A 20,696-nucleotide genomic window follows, 5' to 3' on the forward strand; every position below is an offset into this window, starting at 1 on the left:
GCGTATGGTTCGGTTGGTTTACCCGAAGCCGTGGGCGTCTTCAGGGAGGTCGCCCAGGATGCGGTGCAGGCAATCGGCGGAAAAGCCGCGCGAGGCCAGGAAGCGGAATTGCTTTGCGTATTCCTTCGCGTCTGCCGGGGCGTGGCCGAATTTCTTTTCCCAGACGGCGCGCGCGCGGTCCACCTCGGTGCCGCGCAATTGCTGGTTCAGGCCGGCGATGGCCTCGTCGGCCAGGCCGTGTTGCCGGAGTTCCTGGACGATGCGCTTGGCCCCCTGGCGCGAGGCGCGCCGGTGGACCAGGTTTTGAGCGAAACGCTCGTTGGACAGCCAGTTTTCGCGTTCGAGGTCGTTCAATAGTTGTTCGAGTTCGTCCGGGCCGCTGGCATGCGGGGCGAGCTTGCGCTGCAATTCCAGGCGCGAATTTTCGCGCCTGGAAAGAATGGCTATGGCCCGCGCCTTCAGGCCAGGCCCTTTCTTCTTCGGGCCGCCGCCCGCGGCGTCCGCAGCATCTGCGGCATCCGCGGCCAGCGTTTCGAAATCGTCGCCCTTGGAATGCATGGCCGGCCTCGAAAAACTATTCTACGGCGTCTTCTTCAGGCGCCACCGGCGGCGCCGCCCTGACGGTCGCCGCGGCCTGCGCGATGACACCGGATTGCTCGCGCACCCGGTTTTCGATTTCGAACGCCATTTCAGGATGTTCTTTCAGGTATTCGCGCACGTTGTCCTTGCCCTGGCCTATGCGCGTGCCGCCGTAGCTGAACCAGGCGCCGGCCTTGTCGACGATGCCGGCCTGCACGCCGAGATCGATGATTTCGCCCTCGCGCGAAATGCCGGCGCCGTACATGATGTCGAATTCAGCTTGTTTGAATGGCGGGGCCACTTTGTTCTTGACCACTTTGACACGGGTTTCGTTGCCGACGACCTCGTCGCCCTTCTTGATGGCGCCGATGCGCCGGATGTCGAGCCGCACCGAGGCGTAGAACTTGAGCGCGTTGCCGCCGGTGGTGGTTTCGGGATTGCCGAACATGACGCCGATTTTCATGCGGATCTGGTTGATGAAGATGACCATGCAATTGGCGCGCTTGATGTTGGCGGTAAGCTTGCGCAAGGCCTGGCTCATGAGGCGGGCCTGCAGGCCGGGCAGGGAATCGCCCATGTCGCCTTCGATTTCGGCCTTGGGCACCAGCGCCGCGACCGAGTCGATGACTATCAGGTCTACCGAGCCGGAACGCACCAGGGCGTCGGTGATTTCAAGGGCCTGTTCGCCGGTGTCGGGCTGCGAAATGAGCAGGTCGTTCAAGTTGACGCCGAGCTTGGAGGCGTACTGGACGTCGAGCGCGTGCTCGGCATCGATGAAGGCGCAGGTGCCGCCGATTTTTTGCATTTCGGCAATGACTTGCAAGGTGAGCGTCGTTTTGCCGGATGATTCGGGACCGTAGACTTCAATGACGCGGCCGCGCGGCAGGCCGCCAACGCCCAGGGCGATGTCCAGGCCCAGCGACCCGGTGGAGCACACCAGAATGTCATGCTCGACCTTGTCGTCGCCATAGCGCATCACCGAACCTTTACCGAATTGCTTTTCGATTTGGGATAAGGCGGCAGCCAATGCTTTGGCGCGCTCGGTGGCGGCTTTGCTGTTTTTGTCGTCCATGTAGGGGATCCTTGACTAAAAGCGGAAATGAATAAAAGCGCGGTAAGGCGGCAATGGAAGCAGAAGGAATTATTGCATCAAATTGTACTGTATAAATAAACAGATATCCAGCGCATCACATCGTAATCCCTGACTGGTCAGGCCCCGACGCCCGTGGCAGAATGGGCCCATCCCTTCCAGACCAAGCCAAAACCACCCGCCATGCGCATTCTTATCGCCGAGGACGACAGTATTCTTGCCGATGGACTATCCCGTTCACTGCGTTACGACGGCTACGCCGTCGACGTGGTGGCCGATGGCTCCAGCGCCGACTCCGCCTTGCAGCTGCAAAGCTTCGACTTGCTGATACTGGACCTGGACCTGCCCCTGATGCACGGCCTGGGCGTATTGCGCCTGCTGCGCCAGCGCAACACGCCGATACCCGTGCTTATTTTAACGGCTGCCGACACAATAGAACAACGCGTGAAAGGCCTGGACCTGGGCGCCGACGACTACATGGCCAAGCCTTTCTCCCTCAGCGAACTCGAAGCCAGGGTGCGCGCCCTCACGCGGCGCAGCGCCGGCAACAGCACCACCCTGCTCAAATACAAGCGCCTGAGCTTCGATCTCAACGGCCGGGTGGCCCGCATCGACGACCAGCCGCTGGAACTCTCGGCTCGCGAAACCAGCCTGCTGGAAATCTTCCTGTCGCGCTGCGGGCGCATGATCAGCAAGAATCAGTTCGTGGACCTCCTGTGCGAATGGGGCGAAGAAGTCACTCCCAACGCCATCGAAGTCTATATACACCGCCTACGCAAGAAACTGGAACCCAGCGGCGCCAAGATCGTCACCGTGCGCGGCCTGGGGTACTGCCTGGAAGCCGAGAATCGCAGCGATTCCCTCGCCGCCTGAAGCGCGGCGGTCCTGTAGCCTGAATGTCGCGCAATCCCCCTACCCCGCCGGATACCGATGGCAGGCCGGCTCCCCGCCTGCCATTCCTGTGGCGCTTCCGGCGCAAAAAGAACAACCGGGCGCTGCTCAACAAGATCATGATCTGGATGTTCGGGCCGCTGTTCCTGCTGTGGACGATAGGCCTGGTCATTACCTATTTCATCGCGCAGAACATCGCCAATGCGCCCTATGACCGCACCCTGGCCGACCACCTGCGCATGCTCAAGCATGAAATCCAGCAGCAGAAAATCACCGAAGGCATCCAGCTTTCCGCCTCGGCCATCACCATCCTGCAAGGCGACCCCACCCACCTGATCCACTGGGAAATCCAGGACGCCAATGCAAACTCCATAGGGGGCAACGCCAGCATTCCCCTGCCCGACAACTGGTCCTACGAAGAAGACGTGATCCGTTTCCGCAACGAAACGCTCAACGGGCTGAGCGTGCGCGTGGCGTACATCTGGGGTGGGCGGGACATGAACGGCCTGGACTTCCTGACGGTGGTGGCCCAATCCAACGAAATGCGCGCCACGCTGCAACAGGAAATCCTCACCGGCATGCTGACGCCGCAGCTGATCGTGCTGCCCTTGGCCGCATTATTGGCCGGCCTGGGCCTCACCCAGGGCCTGGAACCCCTGAGCCTGCTGCAGGAACGCATACGCGCGCGGCGCACCAACGATATGTCGCCCATCAGCGACGACCTGGCGCCGGCGGAAATCGTTCCCCTGGTGGCCGCCATGAACAGCCTGCTGACCCGGATGGCGGCCACCAATGAAACCCAGCGGCGCTTCGTGGCGAATGCGGCGCACCAGCTCAAGACGCCGCTGGCCGGCATGCGCACGCAAGCCGAGCTGGCCCTGCGCGAGCGCAGCCCCGAAAAGATGAACGCCAGCCTGGAACAGCTGGTGCGCGGCTCCGAGCGCGCGACCCGCCTGGTCAATCAGTTGCTGACCCTGGCGCGGGCCGAAAGCGCCGACGACGCCACCCGGCCGCTGTCCGATATCGTCGAACTCAACGAAATGGCCGAGAAGGCCACTTCGGCCTGGGTCGATACCGCCCTGAAAAAAAACATAGACCTGGGCTTCGAATGCGCGCTGGCGCCCATGCACGTCCTGGGCAACAGCCTGATGCTCGCCGAACTGCTGGGCAATCTGATCGACAACGCGCTGCTCTACACCCCGGCGCAAGGGTGGGTGACGGTGCGGGTGGGCGGCGACGCCCTGTCCACCTACCTGGAAGTCGAGGACTCCGGCCCGGGGATAGCCGCCGCGGACCGCGAACGCATCTTCGACCGGTTTTTCCGGGTCATGGGCACCAACGTCGACGGCAGCGGCCTGGGCCTGTCCATCGTCAAGGAAATCGCCGAACAGCACCGCGCCAGCGTCAATTTCATGCCGCCCGGCCATCGCCACGGCGTCCCGGGCGGCACCTGCCTGCGCGTCACTTTCGCCCGGCTGAAAGATGTCAGCCCGCCGGTCGATTGGACGGCGCCGGGCGGCGCCCATCATCCGCCCGAGCAGGCATAAGCTGCTCCTTAAAAAAATTATTACAAATTTTTACGAAAATACCACAATGTTCAACTCATAGTCAGTTTGGCGTCAGGCTGATCCCATAATTTACGCTTTACCTGCTTTGCGATGACGTAAACGGGAAAAAATACCGGACCTGCTACAGGCCAATCCGAGATAGGAGACATCATGAACACAACGACAACCGTCGCGCAACCGCCAGGCGGCCCAGTATTGGGGGCTCCCGCTGCGACGCAGCGCGGAATGACGCCGGAAGAACGCAAAGTCATTTTCGCCTCGTCGCTGGGCACCGTATTCGAGTGGTACGACTTTTACCTTTACGGGTCGCTGGCGACCATCATCGCGGCGCATTTCTTCTCGGGGGTGAATCCCACCGCCGGCTTCATCTTCGCCTTGCTGGCATTCGCGGCGGGCTTCGCCGTGCGGCCCTTCGGCGCGCTGGTGTTCGGGCGCCTGGGCGATCTGGTCGGGCGCAAGTACACCTTTCTGATCACGATACTCATCATGGGCATGTCGACCTTCCTGGTCGGCGTGCTGCCCTCCTATGCCTCCATCGGCATGGCCGCGCCCATCATCCTCATCGGGCTGCGCATGCTGCAGGGCCTGGCGCTGGGCGGCGAGTACGGCGGCGCCGCGACCTATGTGGCCGAACACGCGCCGCAGAATCGCCGCGGCTTTTATACGAGCTGGATCCAGACCACCGCCACCATGGGCCTGTTCCTTTCCTTGCTGATCATACTCGGCATACGCACCGCAATGGGCGAAGAGGCCTTCCTGGCCTGGGGATGGCGCATTCCCTTCCTGATCTCGGTCGTGCTGCTGGGCATCTCGGTATGGATACGCATGCAGTTGAACGAATCCCCCGCATTCAAGAAAATGAAGGCCGAAGGCACGGGCTCCAAGGCGCCCCTCACGGACTCCTTCGCCAAATGGGGCAACCTCAGGCTGGTGCTGCTGGCCCTGTTCGGCCTGGCCGCCGGGCAAGCCGTGGTGTGGTACACCGGCCAGTTCTATGCCTTGTTCTTCCTGACCAAGACCCTGGCCATCGAAGCCAACTCGGCGAATATCATGATCGCCCTGGGCCTGCTCATCGGCACGCCGTTTTTCGTGGTGTTCGGCGCGCTGTCGGACCGCATCGGCCGCAAGCCCATCATCATGGCCGGCTGCCTGATCGCCGCGCTGACCTATTTTCCGGTGTTCAAGGCGATCACCCACTTCGCCAATCCCGCGCTCGAAGCCGCGCAGGCCTCGGCTCCGGTCACCATCATCGCGGACCCCGCCACCTGCTCCTTCCAGTTCAATCCGGTGGGCGTGTCGTCATTCACCAGTTCCTGCGACGTCCTGAAAGCCTTCATGGCCAGCAATGCCGTGAACTACAACAACCAGAAGGCGCCGGCCGGCACCATCGCCAAGGCCAAGATAGGCAACGAGGAATTCACCGCTTTCGAAGGCCAGAAGCTGAGCAAGGCCGATTTCAGCGCCAGATCGGCCGAACTCACGAAATCCCTTACCGAAGCCATACGTAACCACGGCTATCCCGCCAAGGCGGATCCCTCGCAGATCAATTACGTCATGGTCGTGGCGCTGCTGACCTTCCTGGTGATATTGGTCACCATGGTATACGGCCCTATCGCCGCCATGCTGGTCGAAATGTTCCCCACGCGCATACGGTATACCTCCATGAGCATGCCCTACCATATCGGCAACGGCTGGTTTGGCGGCTTCCTGCCTCCGGTGGCGTTCGCAATCGTGGCCGCGACCGGGAACATCTATGACGGCTTGTGGTATCCCATCATCATCGCGTCCATGACCCTGGTCATCGGCGTCCTGTTCGTCAAGGAAACCAAGGACAACGACATCAATGCGTGACGGGCGGGCGGGTTTCCGGTTTCAGGCCAACGTCAGGCTGGCCGGCTAAAATCTGCAGCGTAGGAAGAATTTTTGTTTCCCTTGTCAAACGTCTGATCCCCCGGTTTGATAAAGGCACAAAGCGCTTTCTATCACCACTGTCGCGTGCCCCGCGAGCCTTTTCAGCGCGGCAGTGCGTGTTCCCCTAATGGCCCGATGCCACGGCATTTCGGGCCATTTTTTTGCCGAATCCAAGCGGCGTGCGGGCCGCGGGCAGCGCCGCCGCGCCAGCGGCAAGCGCCGCTGGCATTTTTCCCAGCGATATCAGCGCTACATGGCTTGCAACAAATCGGCGGCGAAAATGGGCTTACAATCGTCGCTCATCATTCTGGCCGACGCTCGCGGCGCGCAGCGCGCCAGACTCAGCGCCAACAACTCAAGAAGACATCAAAACATGTGGTTCAAGAATCTCAGGATATTTCGTCTGGCTCCCTCATGGTCATGCACCGTGGACTCTCTCGAAGCGGCCATAGAAAAACAGGCCTTCCAGCCCAGCGGCAGCCAGGAAATGCAAAGCCTGGGCTGGGTGCCGCCGCGCGAGAACAGCGGCCTGGTGCACGCCCTGGACGGACAATTCCTGCTCAGCCTGCGCGCCGACAAGAAACTGCTGCCGACGACCGTGATCAATCAGGTGGCAAAGGCCAAGGCCCAGGACATCGAAGAGCAGCAGGGCTTCAAGCCGGGCCGCAAGCAGATGAAGGAAATCAAGGAACAGGTGACTGACGAGCTCCTGCCCAAGGCCTTCAGCATCTATCGCGATACGCGCGTGTGGATAGACACCCGCAACCACTGGCTGGTGATCGATGCCGCCGCGGCGGCCAAAAGCGATGAAGTGCTGGGCATGCTGGCCAAGGCCATCGAGTCCTTCCCCATCGCGCCGCTGTTCGTGGAAGAATCGCCCGCCGCGGCCATGACCAATTGGCTGGTCAGCGATGAGCCGCCATCCGGGTTCAGCATAGACCAGGACACCGAGCTGCGCTCCACCAGCGAGAACGGCGCCGCCGTGCGCTATGTGCGCCAGAGCATAGAAATCGACGACGTGCGCAAGCATGTGCAGGCGGGCAAGCAATGCACCCGCCTGGCCCTGACCTGGGCCGACCGGGTATCGTTCACGCTGACCGAAGGGCTGGACATCAAGCGGGTAAACCCGCTGGATGTGCTGAAAGAAGGCCAGGACGGCGGGAGCCACAACGAAGCCGAGCAGTTCGATTCCGATTTCACCCTGATGACAGGCGAACTGTCGCGCCTGATCACGGATTTGGTGGAAGCCCTGGGCGGCGAAAGAAAGTAGGCCGGGAGGACTTCAATCCATGTCCTGGAAGACGCTGTCGTCCGGCCCCACGTGCGACGGCGGGCTCCAGGTCACGTCGCGCAGCGAGTGCTGCACCAGCCCCTCGACGCCCAGCAGGACGGCGAAAATCGCCATGCGCACCGGTATGCCGTTGTCCGTCTGCCGGAAAATCGCCAGGCGCGTATCGTGGTTCAGGTCCACGCTCAGGTCGTTGGCGCCCTCGCGGCTGTCGCGCGGCAGGGGGTGCATGACGATCACATCAGGCCCGCAGCATTTGTCGATGATGGCCTTGTTCACCTGGAAGTCGGGCGTGTAGCCTTCCAGCTCTTCGGCGGCAAAGCGCTCTTTCTGGACCCGCGTCGCATAGATCACGTCCGCGCCGGCCAGGCCCTCTTCCAGTGAATTGGTCTGGTTGACGGTGTGGCCATGCTTGCCGGTCTGTTCCAGCAGGTATTCGGGCATTTCCAGGCCGCGCGGCGAGATCAGCGTGAATTTCAAGCCGCGGTACAAGGCCAGCAGCTTGATCAGCGAATGCACGGTGCGGCCGTATTTCAGGTCGCCGACCAGGGCGATATGCGCGCCATCCAGCAATTTCCCCAAGCGCGAAAACTCGGTCAGTATCGTGTACAGATCCAGCAAGGCCTGGCTGGGGTGTTCGCCCGGGCCGTCGCCGCCATTGACCACCGGAATATTGGTGGCCCGCGCGAACTCGGCGACGGACCCCTTTTCCGGGTGGCGTATCACCATGGCGTCGACATAACCGCTCATGACGCGGCTGGTGTCATAAATCGACTCCCCTTTGGCCATCGATGAAAAGGTGAAGCCGGTGGTGTCGCACACCGAACCGCCCAGCCGGCAAAACGCCGCCCCGAAGCTTACCCGGGTGCGGGTGCTGGCTTCGAAGAACAAATTGCCCAATACCGCCCCTTCGAGCACCCGCGATACCTTCTGGCGGCGCGCGATCGGCTGCATCTGATCGGCGATGCGGAATAATTCCTCCACCGATTCGCGCGTGAACTGGTCGACGGACAGCAACTGGTGCTTGCCTTCGAAGGCAATGCGGTCCCGCAAGGGGCCCGACTGTGCGCTTTGCGCATACTTTTGCAGCAGGCCTTCATTTTCGACGATTTCCGTGACGAAACGGCTGACCACTTCCGGCATGGTCCGGAATTCCTGCGAGCCCTCCGGTAGCAGCCAGGTATCGAGCGCCCGGCGCTTGACGCCTATGCGCACGGCGAAGACATCGCGAGTGAGATTCAAGCGGCGCATCGCGTCGCGAAGAAATACCTGTTGCGAGACAGTCATAAGAGTATCCTGAAGCAATATATACGCAAAGCGTATATTTTATTTCGATCCAGCGCCTCTTGACGAGCATTTATTTGAGCCGCCAACAAAATACAACAGTCCGCCCTAGTTCGACCGGGGGCCCGGCGCGCCTGAAAACCTGACGGTTTTTTCGCGGGCGTCGTAGATGAACTCCTGCTCCTCGCCCAACTGGTCGGACGGCGCGACGCCCTGGTCTTCGGAAGACGCGGCATCGTCGCCCGCCTGGTACGCCATGCTGGCCAGGCCCAGGGTGAACCAGCATCCGCAGACAAAGGCCAGCAGGCTCAGGCTGTAGGCCACCATGGTGCAGAATAGGGGAATCCAGTGCGTGCGGCGCGCATGCCCCGACACCAGCTGATTCAGCAGGCTGGCCTGCAGGGGATAAGACCACAGCAGCCCGAGCGCGGACAAGACCAGGCCGGCCAGGAAAATCGCCAAGGGCAGACGCAGCCATTGCGGCGCCAGGTCGGTCTGGATGAGGCCCATGCCGAACGACAGGATCGCCAGCACTCCCATGCTATTGATCCAGGCCAGGAACTTGAACCCCAGCGCGAGTGTCGACGCCAAGGCGGAGGCCGGCGGCGATGGATTGATTTGATTGCTATTCATTTACTCTTACCACCGCAAGGCCGAGACATCGCTATGATACGCCCGGGGAATGGGCCGACAAGAACGGCACCCCTGAAGGTGCCGTTCTTGCTCAAGCCGCGGAAGCGCAAGGCCGCGGCAATCGCGGAAAGTTGATTATTGAGCGCCCGCGCCGGAAGCGCCGGGAGCCGACGCGCCGCCCGGGGTAGCGGCGCCGCCGGGAGCAGTGGTGCTGGCGGGGGCGCCGGTGCCCGGCGCGCCGCCTTCAGGGCTGGCGCCCGCGATGGCGCGCGCCGCGGCGGTGGCGTTTTCCTCGGTGCCCACGGCGAAGATCAGCTGCCCGGTGGTCACCGGCACGGTATATCCGGGGGCAGCCATCATGGTGCGCCCCACCACCAGCGCAAGCCGCTTGTTGGGGTTCTGCGCAGTGGTATCCGCAACTTTCTTCTTGCCTGCCTCGTTCAGTTCCAATGCCAGCAGACCCTCGCCCTGCTTATTGGTGCCGGCCTGGATACCGCTCAGGTCCGCCCGTGTAATGACAGGCTGGGGGTTGACGTAAAGCGTGCCGGTTTGAAGGCTCACCGGCGTCCACCCCGTCTGCAAGGCAGTATCGGCAAGGAACACGGCAACCGGCGCGCCCTGGCGCTGGGCCTCGAGCGTCGTTTCTGGCTGTGGGGTCGTGGTGCTTGGCGCCTGGCTGACAGTCTTGTCGCCCGGCACGGACTGGCAGGCGGCCAGCACTACCAGGCTGGCGGGTACAAGAATGCGGCCTAGCGTACGAATAGTTTTCATGGAAACTCCCCCGACTGATTATTCAACAAGGAAAAAGTTTAACAGGTCGCTAAACGAAGTTGAGTCAAACTCTGTCAATTTGTTGGAAGGAGTATGCGAAAGGCTTATTTGGGCCTCGCGGCGCGCACTTCGATGCCCACTTCGTCCAGGATTGCGCCATGCTCATCGAGCAATTGAATGCGATGCCGCCCCGGCCACGGCTCCCAGGCCGCTTCGGCGCCGCGCGCCAGGATGCGCTGGCCGGCGCGCCATGAAACGCCCTGCGGCCTGCCGCCCGCCAGCTTGTCCGCCCGCAGCAGGATGCGCTGCCTGCCTTGCGGTATATCGGGATCGAGCGCGAGTATCGTGCCGGCCACCGGCGCGACGATGCGCGCCGGCCCCTGCCCCGGCTGCTGTCCGGCCTGGGCCAATTGCACATGGGCAATGGCCGTATCGCCTATGAAAAAATCCTCGCGCGGCGGCTCGGTATTGCCCTCGAAGCTGACCGGGGCGCGGCTTACCTGCGGCGGCAGCGGCTGCTGGCGGCTTTCGATGCCACGATGAAGATAGGCCATGAGGTCATGCCATACAGGCCCGGCCCCGGAAACGCCGGATACATCGCGCATGCTGGCCCCGCCGCTGTTGCCCACCCATACCCCCACGGTGTAGCGCGCCGACCAGCCCACGCACCAGTTGTCCCTCATGTCCTTGCTGGTGCCGGTTTTCACCGCCGTCCAGAAAGGCGTCGACAAAGGGCTGTCCAGGCCGAATGTGCGGGCGCGCGCCTGGCGGTCCGATAGGATGTCGCCCACGATCCACGCGGCGGCTGGCGACATGATTTGTTGCGACTGCGGCGGCGCGCCGGCGTCCGGGAAATACCGGACCGGGGAATAGGCGCCCAGGTTGGCGAAGCTGCGGTAGGCATTGGTCAGGGAAAGCAGCGTCACGTCGGCGCTGCCGAGAGCCAGGCTATAGCCATAAAAATCGCCCGCCTGGTCCAGCGGCAGGCCCAGGCGCACCAGGCGCCGCGCGAATGCGTCCGGCGTCACCATCAGCAAGGCGCGCACGGCGGGAATATTCAAGGACGAAGCCAGCGCGGTGCGCACGCTCACCCATCCCGAAAAATGCCTGTCGTAATTTTGCGGAATATACAAGCCGTTGCCAGTGGGAAGATCCAGAGGCCCATCATCGAGCAAGGACACGGTCGTCAGGCGCTCCTGCTCGATCGCCTGGGCGTACAGGAAAGGCTTGAGCGCCGAGCCGGCCTGGCGCAAAGCGCGGGCGTGGTCCACCCGCCCGGCGGCCGAAAGCCCGCCCGATGATCCCACGTAGGCCAGTATCCCGCCGGTGCTGTTGTCGAGCACCACGACCGCGGCGTCGCGCACATTGGACATGCCCAGCGCCTGCAGGCGGCGGCTCACGCTTTGCAGGGCGTAGCGCTGCAAATTGGCGTCCAGCGTGGTGGACAGCGACTGGCCCGGCCGCGGCGGCGCCGCCAACTGGCCCAGGGCCAGCCGCGCATAATGCGGCGCAAGGCTGCGGTTGTCGGCCCATGGCGCCGACCGGCGCCGCAGCGCCTGGTACAGGAAATCGTCCAGGCCGCGGCATTCCTGCGCCAGCCCCATATCGGTCAGCAAGGCGCAAGTCCTTTGCTGCAATACCGGCGGCGCCGCATTCGGCCCGCGCAGCAGCACGGCGGCCAGCGCCGCTTCCCGGCCGTTCAAGCCGCTGGAATGCTTCTGGAACAGCACGCGCGACAAGGCGTCGACGCCCAGCAATTCGCCCCGGAAGGCCGCCAGATTCAGATAGGCTTCCAGTATCTGCGGTTTGCTCCAGCGCTCTTCCATGGACAGCGCCTGGCGGGCCTGGTCTATCTTCTGCGACAGGCTGCGGCCGGCGCCGCCGCGGCGCAACTCATCGTCGATCAAGCCCACAAGCTGCATGCTGAGCGTGGACGCTCCGCGATGCTGCTGATGGAACAGATTGCCCCAGCCGGCGGCGGCAATGGCGCGCCAGTCCACGCCCTCGTGCTGATAAAAACGCCGGTCTTCAGATTGGATCACCGCCCTTTGCAGGGCGACGGATACATCGCCAAGCTCGATCCAGTCGCCGCGCCTGGCCCGGAAATCGCTGCGCACGCGTTCCAGCACTTCTCCGGCGTGATCCAGCACCAGGATATCGGAAGCCTGGTAATGGTCCTTGACCTCCTCGAAAGACGGCAAGGCCGCGGCCCCGGCCTGGGCATAGAGCGCCAGCAAGAACTGAAGCAGCATTGCGCCAAAGATTCTCGTCATTCCCGTTTCCCGCCGCGCCATCCGGCGCGCGGCTCAATCACCCTGGGCCGGTTCGACGCTCAACCCCTGCGGGTTGGGCAGCTCGCCGAAGACATCCGGCTGATACATCGCTTCCATGCGCGTGGCCGGCAACTGGAACCGCCCCGCCGTGTTCAGCCGCAGCGTGTACTCGATGGTGCTCGCGCCCGCCGGAAGATATTCATAATAGGCGCGATAAGAATCGTGGCGGCGTTCCACAAAGCTGGGGCCGCTCCAGCCGCTTGCCGCTTGCCCCTGCGTGGCGATGCCGGAATCGCGCCCCATGCCGCCGCCCAGTATCGTGGCGCCCGCCGGTATCGGATCGTTCAGCACGGCCCAGGTCGTCGCGGCCCTGGACTTGATGTTCAGGGTCACGCGATAGACGTCGCCGCGCGACCATACGCCCGGCACGGCCTGCGTAACGGGCTTGACGCTGCGCGCAATGTCATAGCCCACCATCAACGGCGTGGCCGCCGGCACCGCCGCCAGCGAGCTTACCGTGGCCCAGGCCTGGCCCCGGCCCTGCTGCCCGACGGTCAGCGTATCGGACGGCGACGTGGACCATGGCAGCAAAAAGTCATGCGCGCGCACGCCGGCCTGCGGCGCAAGCGCGGCCCAGTCGAAAGCCTGCGCATCGCCGCCCGAGGCCAGGCTTGCCTGCACGCGGCCGGAAACCGGCGCGCGCTCGTAATGCCGGGCGAATTTCTCGATCGCCAGAGTCCCCAGCAAGTTGGCCGTCGTCGTGCGCCAGGCGCCCTTGCGCTGCAGACCCAGCAGCCCCTGCGCCAGGCGCGGCAAGTCCTGCTCCCATTGCGCCTGCCCGGCCGTCGCCAGTATCAGCCTGGCGAGATTCGATTCCGGGCTCACCATCAGCCACCACCAGTCGTTGCGCGCCTCATCGCCAAACACCGCAGTCGTTCCCGAGACCAGCAGGCGCGCCCTGAGCATCTGCCCGGTCCGCTCCAGCTGCGCGGCCTGATCGGGAATGCCGGGAAGGCGCTGCAGCAGCGCCAGCCAATCGATGAGCGCCGATGTCGGCCAGCGATCCGGATCTATCGCAATGCTGTCGAGCATGCGCGGCTGGACCAGGCCATAGCGCGACAAGGCCTCCAGCGCCATCAGCTTGCGCACGTCCAGGTCTTTCTGCGGCGCCCAGCGCTGCCGCGTCAGCTTGCCCTGCGCAAAGGCCAGCAGGCCGCGCGTCATGGCCAGCCGGCTGCGCTCGGGAATGGCGTAGGGCAGACCCAGCGCCTGGGCCTCGTGGCTCGCCGTCAATAAATACGCCGTAAGCACTTCATCGCCATACCGGGCCCCCGGAAAGTAGCCGGCCAGGCCGTCCTCGTCCAGGTAGTCGGGCAAGCGCTGCATCAGGTCCCGCCACTGGGACTCGCTGCGCAGGCCTATCGCCCTGGAACCCAACTGCTCCAGGCAGGTGTAGGGATAGGCCGCGAACCACTCGCGCACGCCGGGCAGGCCGCCCGCCAGGCTGGATTGCACATGCACCTGCAAGCCGCCGCGCGGCGCGCCATTCGCGCCCGCCAGAGCGCCGCGCGGCACCGACACCGGCAGGCTGACGGCCGGTTCGCCCGAATCCAGCGCCAGCAGCGTCGCCTGGCGTGTGGCGACGGGAACCGCCGGGACCAGCGTCTGCTGGAAGGCCAGCCTGTCGGACGCCGCCTGCGCGCCCTGCTCACGGGCTTCGAAGGTCCAGGCCAGCGTCGCCTTTTCACCCCAGGCATCGCTTTCGGGCGCCTGTATCTCCCAGCTCAGCGTGTGGGCGGCGCCCGGCGCCAGGTCGACCGCCTGCGCCTCGAGGCTTTCCCCGGGCACACCCGTGCCGGTGTAAGCGGCCGCGACATCCAGGCGCATGGCGCGCTGGGTGGAATTGCGCAGCGTCGCCATCGCCTGGTAATGGTCACCCTCGCGAACCAGGGCCGGCAGGCCCGCTATGATTTGCAAGTCCTGCGTACTGGCGATATCGCTGCTGCCGGTGCCGAAGCGCCCCGCGCCATAATCGGCGATGGCCACCAGCTTGAAGCGCGTTATCGAATCATTGAGCGGCAGGGTGAATTGCGCCCTGCCCTCGGCATCCAGCTCGACCGCGGGCTTCCATAGCAACAAGGTATCCAGCAGCTCACGCGTGGGACTCTTGCCGCCTCCACCCCCGGCGGGCATGGCCTTGCGCCCGTAATGCCGCCGCCCCACGATTTCCATCTGCGCCGTTGCTGTATCTACACCGTAGCTACGGAACTGGCGCATCGCCGACAACAGATCCCAGCTTTCGTTGGAGGCCAGCTCCAACAGCGCCTGATCCACCGCCGCGAACGCCACCATGCCGTGGGCCGCCGGTTTGCCGTCCGGCGTGCTGACCTGCACCGTCACGCTGGCCTTGTCGCGCACTTGGTAGGTTTGCTTGTCGGTGCTTACCTTGACCCGCAACTGATCCTGGTCGTCGGACACCCGGATTTGCGCCAGCCCGAAACGGAATGAAGGCTTGGCCAGATCCACCAGGGCTGTCGGAGCCGCCGCCTGGTTTCCGCGGGCGTCCACAAAGGCGTTGTACCAGGATGCCGGCTGGCGCCAGCCCCAGGTAAAAAAGGATTGCCAGGGAAGCTCGCGCAGGCGCCCGCGCAAAGCCAGCACCGACACATAGACATTGGGGCCCCACTGCGCTTCGACAGGAATGCTGATGGTCGGATCGCTGCCTTCCAGCTTGACCACCTGGGTCTTCAGCAGCCCTTCGCGTTCCACGGCGACCAGCGCCGTGGCGCGGCGAAACGGCATGCGGACCTGGAACTGCGCAGTCTCGCCTGGCTTCCAGACCTTCCTGGCGGGTATCACATCGATGCGGTCGTCATTCCCGCCGCCAAACCACAGATCGCCGGCGCCCGTCACCCACACCGTGGATTCGGCCCTGGACTCCCGCCCCTGCGCGTCTTTCGCGCTGGCGATCAACTGGACAGCCCCGGCGTCTTTCAGCTCCACGGTGCAGTCCAGCATGCCCCGGGCATTCGTTCTGCCTTCGCAGACCGTGCCCAGCTCGCGCGTTTCAGTGCGATTGTCGTAGCTGTAAAAGCCGCCCACCATCCGCTTGCGCGTCGAATACGTGGTCCGGGCCAGCGCCGTGATCGTCATGGCGATATCGGCCTGCGGCTGCCCCGATGGAGCAAGGGCCAGGCCGCTGACACGCGCCGGCTGGCCCGCCTGCACCCAGCTGCCGGCCCGTATGCCGGCCTGCACCCGCGCCGGCCACACCGGCACCGACTGGGCCAGGGTCTGGATCTCGCCATTGGGATCGGCGAAACTCGCCTCGAACAACATGGTCTGAGGCCGGCTTATGGCCGGCAACGCCGGGATGGCCAGACGCCCCCCGCCGCGGGCATCGAGCACCATGGCCTGCTTGTCCAGGAAGAGCGACTGCTTCTGCGCGTCGGCCGCCTCTTGCCCGGCGCCGGCATCCGATTCGTCATCAGCCCCGCCGTCCCGCTCTTCGGGCGGGCTGAAAGAATAATCCTCATAATCGGGAAAGCTCACCCATCTATCCCTGAGCACGCCGGAGACCCGCAGCGGCAATCGCCCCGCAGGCCCTCCCGACACATAGGATATCTGCACGTCCGCGCTGAGCGCTTGCGGCGCGACCACGACGTCCGACCCCGCGCCATCGCTGATCTTCAACTGTCCCGTCAGCACCGGCAGCTTGAACTCCTCGACGCGGAACTCGCTGCTGCCGTACCAGTGGTTGTCGGCATCCGTCAGCCGCGCCGCGTACACGCCCAATTCCGCCGTCGGCGGAATGGCAAGGGAACTGACGGCAAACAGGCCGCCCGAGGCGGTCTTGCGCCAGGACAGCGGCTGTTCATACTGCTGGCCGGAGCCCTGGTGTTCGATCACCAGCTTGCTGGGAAGATCATCAGTATCGGCAGGCACCGCCAAGCCGTCGCGCGTCTGTATCCGGACGAAATGCTTCATCGACACGGTTTCCCCGGCGCGCAGCAAAGTGCGGTCGAACACCGTGTGCGCCACCAGCGTAGGCTTGGGGCTGGTATCCGTCGGGACATTGAAACGCCACGGCTCTATGCCCCGATTCCAATCCGAAAACGCAAAAGAGAAATCCGCCTTGCCGCGCGCCAGCGGATGATCGGCGCCGATTCTGGCCGACACATAAGCGCCGCTCAGGCCCGTGTCTTCGCAGTAGTCCGGCGCATCCAGCGGCTGCCGGTGGCGCCAGATGCCGTCCGCATCCGTTTTGCCTTCAGCCATGAGCTTGCCCGAACAGCTCAGGACCGCAATGGCCGCATCGGGCACCACCCGGCCATCGTCCAGCGTCGTCACCCAGGCCAGCATATCGTCGCGGCCGGTCTTGATATGCACACCCAGGTTCGTGACCAGCGCCGTGCTGCGCACATACATGGGCGCAGCGGATGCCAGCAAGGACTGCCCCAGCCGCGCGGATTCGACCTCCAGCACATGGAAGCCCGGTTCGGCCAGCGGCACGCCTATCACTTCGAAAGGCCTGGGATCGTTCGCCTTGATCCCTGGCAGCGCCAGCTCGCGCGCGTCAGGCTGCCCCTTCAGGGCCGAAAATCCGCGCGCATCGATCACAACGGGCTTGTCCTCCTGGCGCGGCTTGCGGCCGGCCATGATGTCCTCGAGCTGATGGGCGGTCCAGCGCCCGGCTTCCAGCCGGCGCACGCGCGCGTACCAAAGCAGCACATCCAGATCGTCCCGCGGCGCGTAGTCGCTGATCCGGCCCGCCGAAACCGCCAGCTCTTTCGTGCCCAGCGCGGCTTCCACATTGCGCAGCGTCAATGGCACACTGGCCGGCGCCTGCGCATCATCGCCATCCGCCGCCGCATTGGCAAAGCGCTCGATCACGCCGAATGGCACCGCGGCGAACTTCACCAGCGGCGGGTACGCGGCCGTCCGCAGCGTGAGCGGAAACTGATGGGCATTGGCCAGAGCGCGGCCCGCATCGTCCTTCAGGTCCTCGGGCAAGGACAGGCTCAGCGTCGCAAGCTCGGGGAATGGACCGTCGAAACGCACTCGCGAAACATCGCCCCGCTCCCCATCGCCGCCGCCCAGCGTCGGCGGCAATTCCCGCGACGGCGTCTTCAAGCGTATCCTGCGGGCATCGGCCCGCGCGATAGGCGCGGAAAACTCCAGGTTCAGCGAAGACACCGGCGTGCAGGGCATGCTGGAATTCTCGCGCTGGCAACTGAATGCAGCCTTGAACGCCGCCCGCACCTTATAGTCGAAAACCTCGGCCTGTGAACTTGCCGCCGCAGTCCGGCCCGCCGAAGCCGCCGCCACTCCGGGCCCCACCTTCAACTGGACCCGCGCCTCGGCCGGCAAGCGGCGCTTGCATTGCAGCAACTGAAGCGCCGCCGTATCCATGAGCCCGTCGCGCGAATAGTAGATCGCCTTCAGGATGGCCTTGCGCGCCTCGCCCGTGACCAGGCGCAGCGGCACCGCCTCGCCCAGGCCTTCGACCACGCAGCGCGTATTGGCCAGCAGGCTCCCGGCGTCGACAGCGCCATTGAAATGCAGCGCGAACACCTGGTCTTCGTCTATGGTCGAACCATAAGGCCGTGTATCCAGCACCACCGGACCGCCCGTCTGGAAAGCAAAACTGGCTTTGCCCTCCAACGCCTCGTTCGCCAGCGTGCGGAACTCCGGCCTGACCCTGGCCGTGCAGCTCACCCCCGGCCCCGGCGCGGCGCTGAATACATAAGTCCAGCGCCTGGCGTCCAGCCAGCGGCCCTCGCCCTTGATACCGGGATCGTCGCAGGACACATCCACCGGCGCCGGCGCCTGGCCATCGCCGAACGCGACCACATCCGCATCAAAAGCCAGCTTCACGCTTTCGATCCTGGCGACCTTGCCTTGCGGCGCAAACTGGACGATCTGCGCCGCCCACGCCGGAGACACGCATAAAACCCACGCCAAAACCATAGCCCTGATACGATACACTAGCCTTCTCCGACCCGATTTTCGGCCACGATACCACCGTTCAGACGGCGAGTCAGCTCGTGGAATATGGCCAAGGCCGCATGAACGAATGCCGCTAGGCAAGCATCGGCGGTTTATGTAATAATTGCGGGCTGATCGATTGAGCAGCAACCCGGCGTAAAAGCCAGGCGCACAATCGGCAAGCCCCTCTAGCTCATGCTTGGTTAGAGCAGCGGACTCATAATCCGTTGGTGCCGTGTTCGACTCACGGGGGGGGCACCAGTAATACCAAGGCCTTCGAGAGATCGAGGGCCTTTTTCTTGCTCCGCAAAAACGGGGTTGCTCCGCAAAACGAAAAATAGAGCCGTTTATTTGAGCGCATCCATCCTTTCAATGAGGCCGTCCACAACCGACCGTATCGCGCTTAATCGATACCGGAAATCCGACAGATCGTCGGCGCTCAACTTCGGTTCGTTGTGTTTGATGTTCGGCCGGGCCTGAAAATTCACACGGCGCACTACGGGCTCGGGCGCGGTAGCCCGCCCTTCGTGACTTGCTAATCCCTTAATCATCCGTGGTATCCAAAAATACCGGCACTCCCATCGGAATGATGAGGCCGCGCCAGTATTCACAGCTTACCGAAGGCGCTGCATGGCTTCAATTAAGATCGGGATGAGCTCTTTTAATCGTTTATTACTGCAGATCCGGTCTCCTGCTTCCCACAGTCCGATCAGTGTTTGCCGGACGGCTTCGTTGTATACACGGTTGCGAACAGGTGGCGAGGCGCACACCTCAGGCGCGCATCCCAGAATGCGAATGGCGTGTTTACGATGATATCCCGTGAGTGCGACGGACTCGTCAAGGAGCTGCCTCTTCTCTGCGTGCGCCGCATTGCAGTAGCGCTGCCTGACGGCGCCGATTAGTTCTTTACGCGTAGCCATGCTTAGTTGCCTCGCCATGATGGGCTCCCGTCGGCCCATCCGACGGGTAACACATTACATGAGGCAACAGATCATCATGGGTAGCAAATATAATGAATCAATGCGCACATCGAACGCCGCATACAGGCTGGCGGTGCCATGGCGCTTATAGTCATGGGTTCGTCGTTCGATCTGGCTGGGGCGCAACGGCAGCATCGGCTTTGTACGATCGAACGCCTGAATCTGCGTCCTCTCGTCGCCCGAGAGCACCATGGCATTCTCGGGCGAGTTCATAAAGGCTCACGACATCGATCACGTTCTCAGCAAAATGTGGATCGTTGCTGATCTTGGGCCTGACGCCATACATCTGGATCCTCGCCGCTATGCAGAAGCCAAGGCCTTTGCCCATTTGGACAACCACCAACCGTAGGGCTCAGGCCAGCGTGAAAAGCCGGGGTCTTGCCCGAGTTCCTGCGCATAGTGCTGTGCCCAGAACGGATTGAAAAGCATCTGTCGGCCTATCGCCACCAAGTCGGCTCTGCCATCACGCAGCACACTCTCCGCCTCGGCCCCGGTACGAATCATGCCGACCGCCATCGTGGGAACATTTGCGCACCGGCGCACTTCTTCTGCGAAGGGAACTTGGTATAGTGGCCCACGAGCCAGGTTTGAATTGGTCGCCCCCCTTAGCAAGTTTCCGCCAGATGAACAATCTATCAAATCAACGCCCACCTCTTTAAGGCGCTGTGCCAGCACCACACTGTCTTCCAGTGTCCAACCGCCTTCGACCCAGTCCGTGGCAGAGATACGAGCAAAGATCGGCGTATCGTCGGATAAAGCTGCCCGCAAGTCCCTGGCGATTTCCAAGGGTAGACGCATCCGGTTTTCAAGGGAGCCGCCATAGGCGTCTGTACGTTTATTTGCAAGCGGCGTCAGGAAACTCTGCAACAAGTAGCCATGTGCCAGGTGCAACTCAATAATGTCAAAGCCCGCTCGCTCAGACAACAAGGCGGTGTCGACAAACTCTTGACGAATCTGGCCGATCCGATCGAGCGTCATTGCCTCCGGTACCGGCCATCCTTCTGCAAAAGGCAAATCCGACGGACCTTCGGGCTGCCACAGCTCCTCCCCACGGGCGAGGTCTTCTGCGGTCAGCGCGCCATTTCCTTGCCAGGCCCGCTGCGCGCTAGCTTTACGACCGCCGTGATTAATCTGAATGGCCGCCTTGCTGCCGAAACCATGAACTAGATCCGTCAAACGGCGAAAAGCCGGAAGCTGTTCCTCGCTCCAAAGACCCAGGCAACCGTTTGTAATTCTGCCTCGACGGCAAACCGCTGTCTGCTCGACAATAACCAGACCCACACCGCCCATGGCGAACTTGCCATAGTGTGTCATGTGAAAATCGTTGAGCGCCGCTTCTTCAGCCACATACATTGCCATAGGCGAAAGAACAATGCGATTCGGAAGCGTTACCCCCCGGAAAGTGATCGGGCGGAAAAGTAAATACTCATTGGACATGAT

The 20,696-nt window shown here is 63.2% G+C and carries 13 protein-coding genes, 1 tRNA gene and 1 pseudogene; 5 read left to right on the forward strand and 10 right to left on the reverse strand.

All coding sequences use genetic code 11. The features are described from left to right. Positions 1-18 precede the first annotated feature (18 nt). On the reverse strand, positions 19-558 hold the full coding sequence (gene recX / locus BUB23_RS01105; protein ID WP_073101154.1) for a recombination regulator RecX: 540 nt from the start codon (positions 556-558) through the stop codon (positions 19-21). Between the two features lie 16 nt (positions 559-574). Continuing rightward, positions 575-1,651 (reverse strand): recombinase RecA, encoded by a 1,077-nt coding sequence (recA, locus tag BUB23_RS01110; RefSeq protein ID WP_073101156.1) that lies wholly within the window; start codon positions 1,649-1,651, stop codon positions 575-577. Between the two features lie 201 nt (positions 1,652-1,852). Between recA and BUB23_RS01115 the strand changes: the two genes are divergently transcribed. The 4 genes from BUB23_RS01115 to BUB23_RS01130 all read left to right on the forward strand — a co-directional run bounded on the left by BUB23_RS01115 (position 1,853) and on the right by BUB23_RS01130 (position 7,309). Next, on the forward strand, positions 1,853-2,542 hold the full coding sequence (locus BUB23_RS01115; RefSeq protein ID WP_073101158.1) for a response regulator transcription factor: 690 nt from the start codon (positions 1,853-1,855) through the stop codon (positions 2,540-2,542). A gap of 23 nt (positions 2,543-2,565) precedes the next feature. After that, positions 2,566-4,107 carry a sensor histidine kinase gene (locus BUB23_RS01120; RefSeq protein WP_073101160.1) on the forward strand — a complete coding sequence of 514 codons (1,542 nt, stop codon included), beginning with the start codon at positions 2,566-2,568 and terminating at the stop codon, positions 4,105-4,107. Positions 4,108-4,353: 246 nt separating this feature from the next. Further along, complete coding sequence (locus BUB23_RS01125) at positions 4,354-5,979, forward strand: MFS transporter (RefSeq protein WP_073101162.1); 1,626 nt, start codon at positions 4,354-4,356, stop codon at positions 5,977-5,979. Between the two features lie 433 nt (positions 5,980-6,412). Then, positions 6,413-7,309 (forward strand): recombination-associated protein RdgC, encoded by an 897-nt coding sequence (locus BUB23_RS01130; protein ID WP_073101611.1) that lies wholly within the window; start codon positions 6,413-6,415, stop codon positions 7,307-7,309. A gap of 12 nt (positions 7,310-7,321) precedes the next feature. Here BUB23_RS01130 and BUB23_RS01135 read toward each other — a convergent pair whose 3' ends face one another. From BUB23_RS01135 to BUB23_RS01155, 5 genes are all read right to left on the reverse strand, one after another. Continuing rightward, complete coding sequence (locus BUB23_RS01135; protein WP_073101164.1) at positions 7,322-8,614, reverse strand: aspartate carbamoyltransferase; 1,293 nt, start codon at positions 8,612-8,614, stop codon at positions 7,322-7,324. Positions 8,615-8,719: 105 nt separating this feature from the next. Next, positions 8,720-9,244: a hypothetical protein gene (locus tag BUB23_RS01140; RefSeq protein WP_073101166.1), complete on the reverse strand. Its 525-nt coding sequence runs from the start codon at positions 9,242-9,244 to the stop codon at positions 8,720-8,722. Positions 9,245-9,379: 135 nt separating this feature from the next. Beyond that, a complete protein-coding gene (locus BUB23_RS01145; protein ID WP_245801119.1) occupies positions 9,380-10,015 on the reverse strand; it encodes a SecDF P1 head subdomain-containing protein in 636 nt (211 codons plus the stop codon). A 104-nt stretch (positions 10,016-10,119) separates the two neighbouring features. Beyond that, on the reverse strand, positions 10,120-12,288 hold the full coding sequence (gene pbpC / locus BUB23_RS01150; RefSeq protein ID WP_073101168.1) for a penicillin-binding protein 1C: 2,169 nt from the start codon (positions 12,286-12,288) through the stop codon (positions 10,120-10,122). A gap of 33 nt (positions 12,289-12,321) precedes the next feature. Further along, positions 12,322-18,234: an alpha-2-macroglobulin family protein gene (locus BUB23_RS01155; protein WP_245801120.1), complete on the reverse strand. Its 5,913-nt coding sequence runs from the start codon at positions 18,232-18,234 to the stop codon at positions 12,322-12,324. Positions 18,235-18,458: 224 nt separating this feature from the next. Between BUB23_RS01155 and BUB23_RS01160 the strand changes: the two genes are divergently transcribed. After that, positions 18,459-18,537, forward strand: a tRNA-Ile gene (locus BUB23_RS01160). A gap of 353 nt (positions 18,538-18,890) precedes the next feature. Here the strand turns inward: BUB23_RS01160 and BUB23_RS01170 are convergent. From BUB23_RS01170 to BUB23_RS01180, 3 genes and pseudogenes are all read right to left on the reverse strand, one after another. Continuing rightward, positions 18,891-19,196, reverse strand: a complete 306-nt coding sequence (locus BUB23_RS01170; protein ID WP_073101172.1) for a hypothetical protein — start codon at positions 19,194-19,196, stop codon at positions 18,891-18,893. A 105-nt stretch (positions 19,197-19,301) separates the two neighbouring features. Further along, positions 19,302-19,524 (reverse strand): annotated as a pseudogene (locus BUB23_RS26380) (IS630 family transposase); the annotation flags it as partial. 32 nt (positions 19,525-19,556) lie between these two features. Further along, positions 19,557-20,693, reverse strand: a complete 1,137-nt coding sequence (locus tag BUB23_RS01180) for an NADH:flavin oxidoreductase/NADH oxidase (protein ID WP_073101174.1) — start codon at positions 20,691-20,693, stop codon at positions 19,557-19,559. Between the last annotated feature and the right edge of the window lie 3 nt (positions 20,694-20,696).

Source organism: Pollutimonas bauzanensis, assembly GCF_900129885.1.
In the GTDB taxonomy this organism is placed as follows: Bacteria; Pseudomonadota; Gammaproteobacteria; order Burkholderiales; family Burkholderiaceae_B; genus Pollutimonas; species Pollutimonas bauzanensis.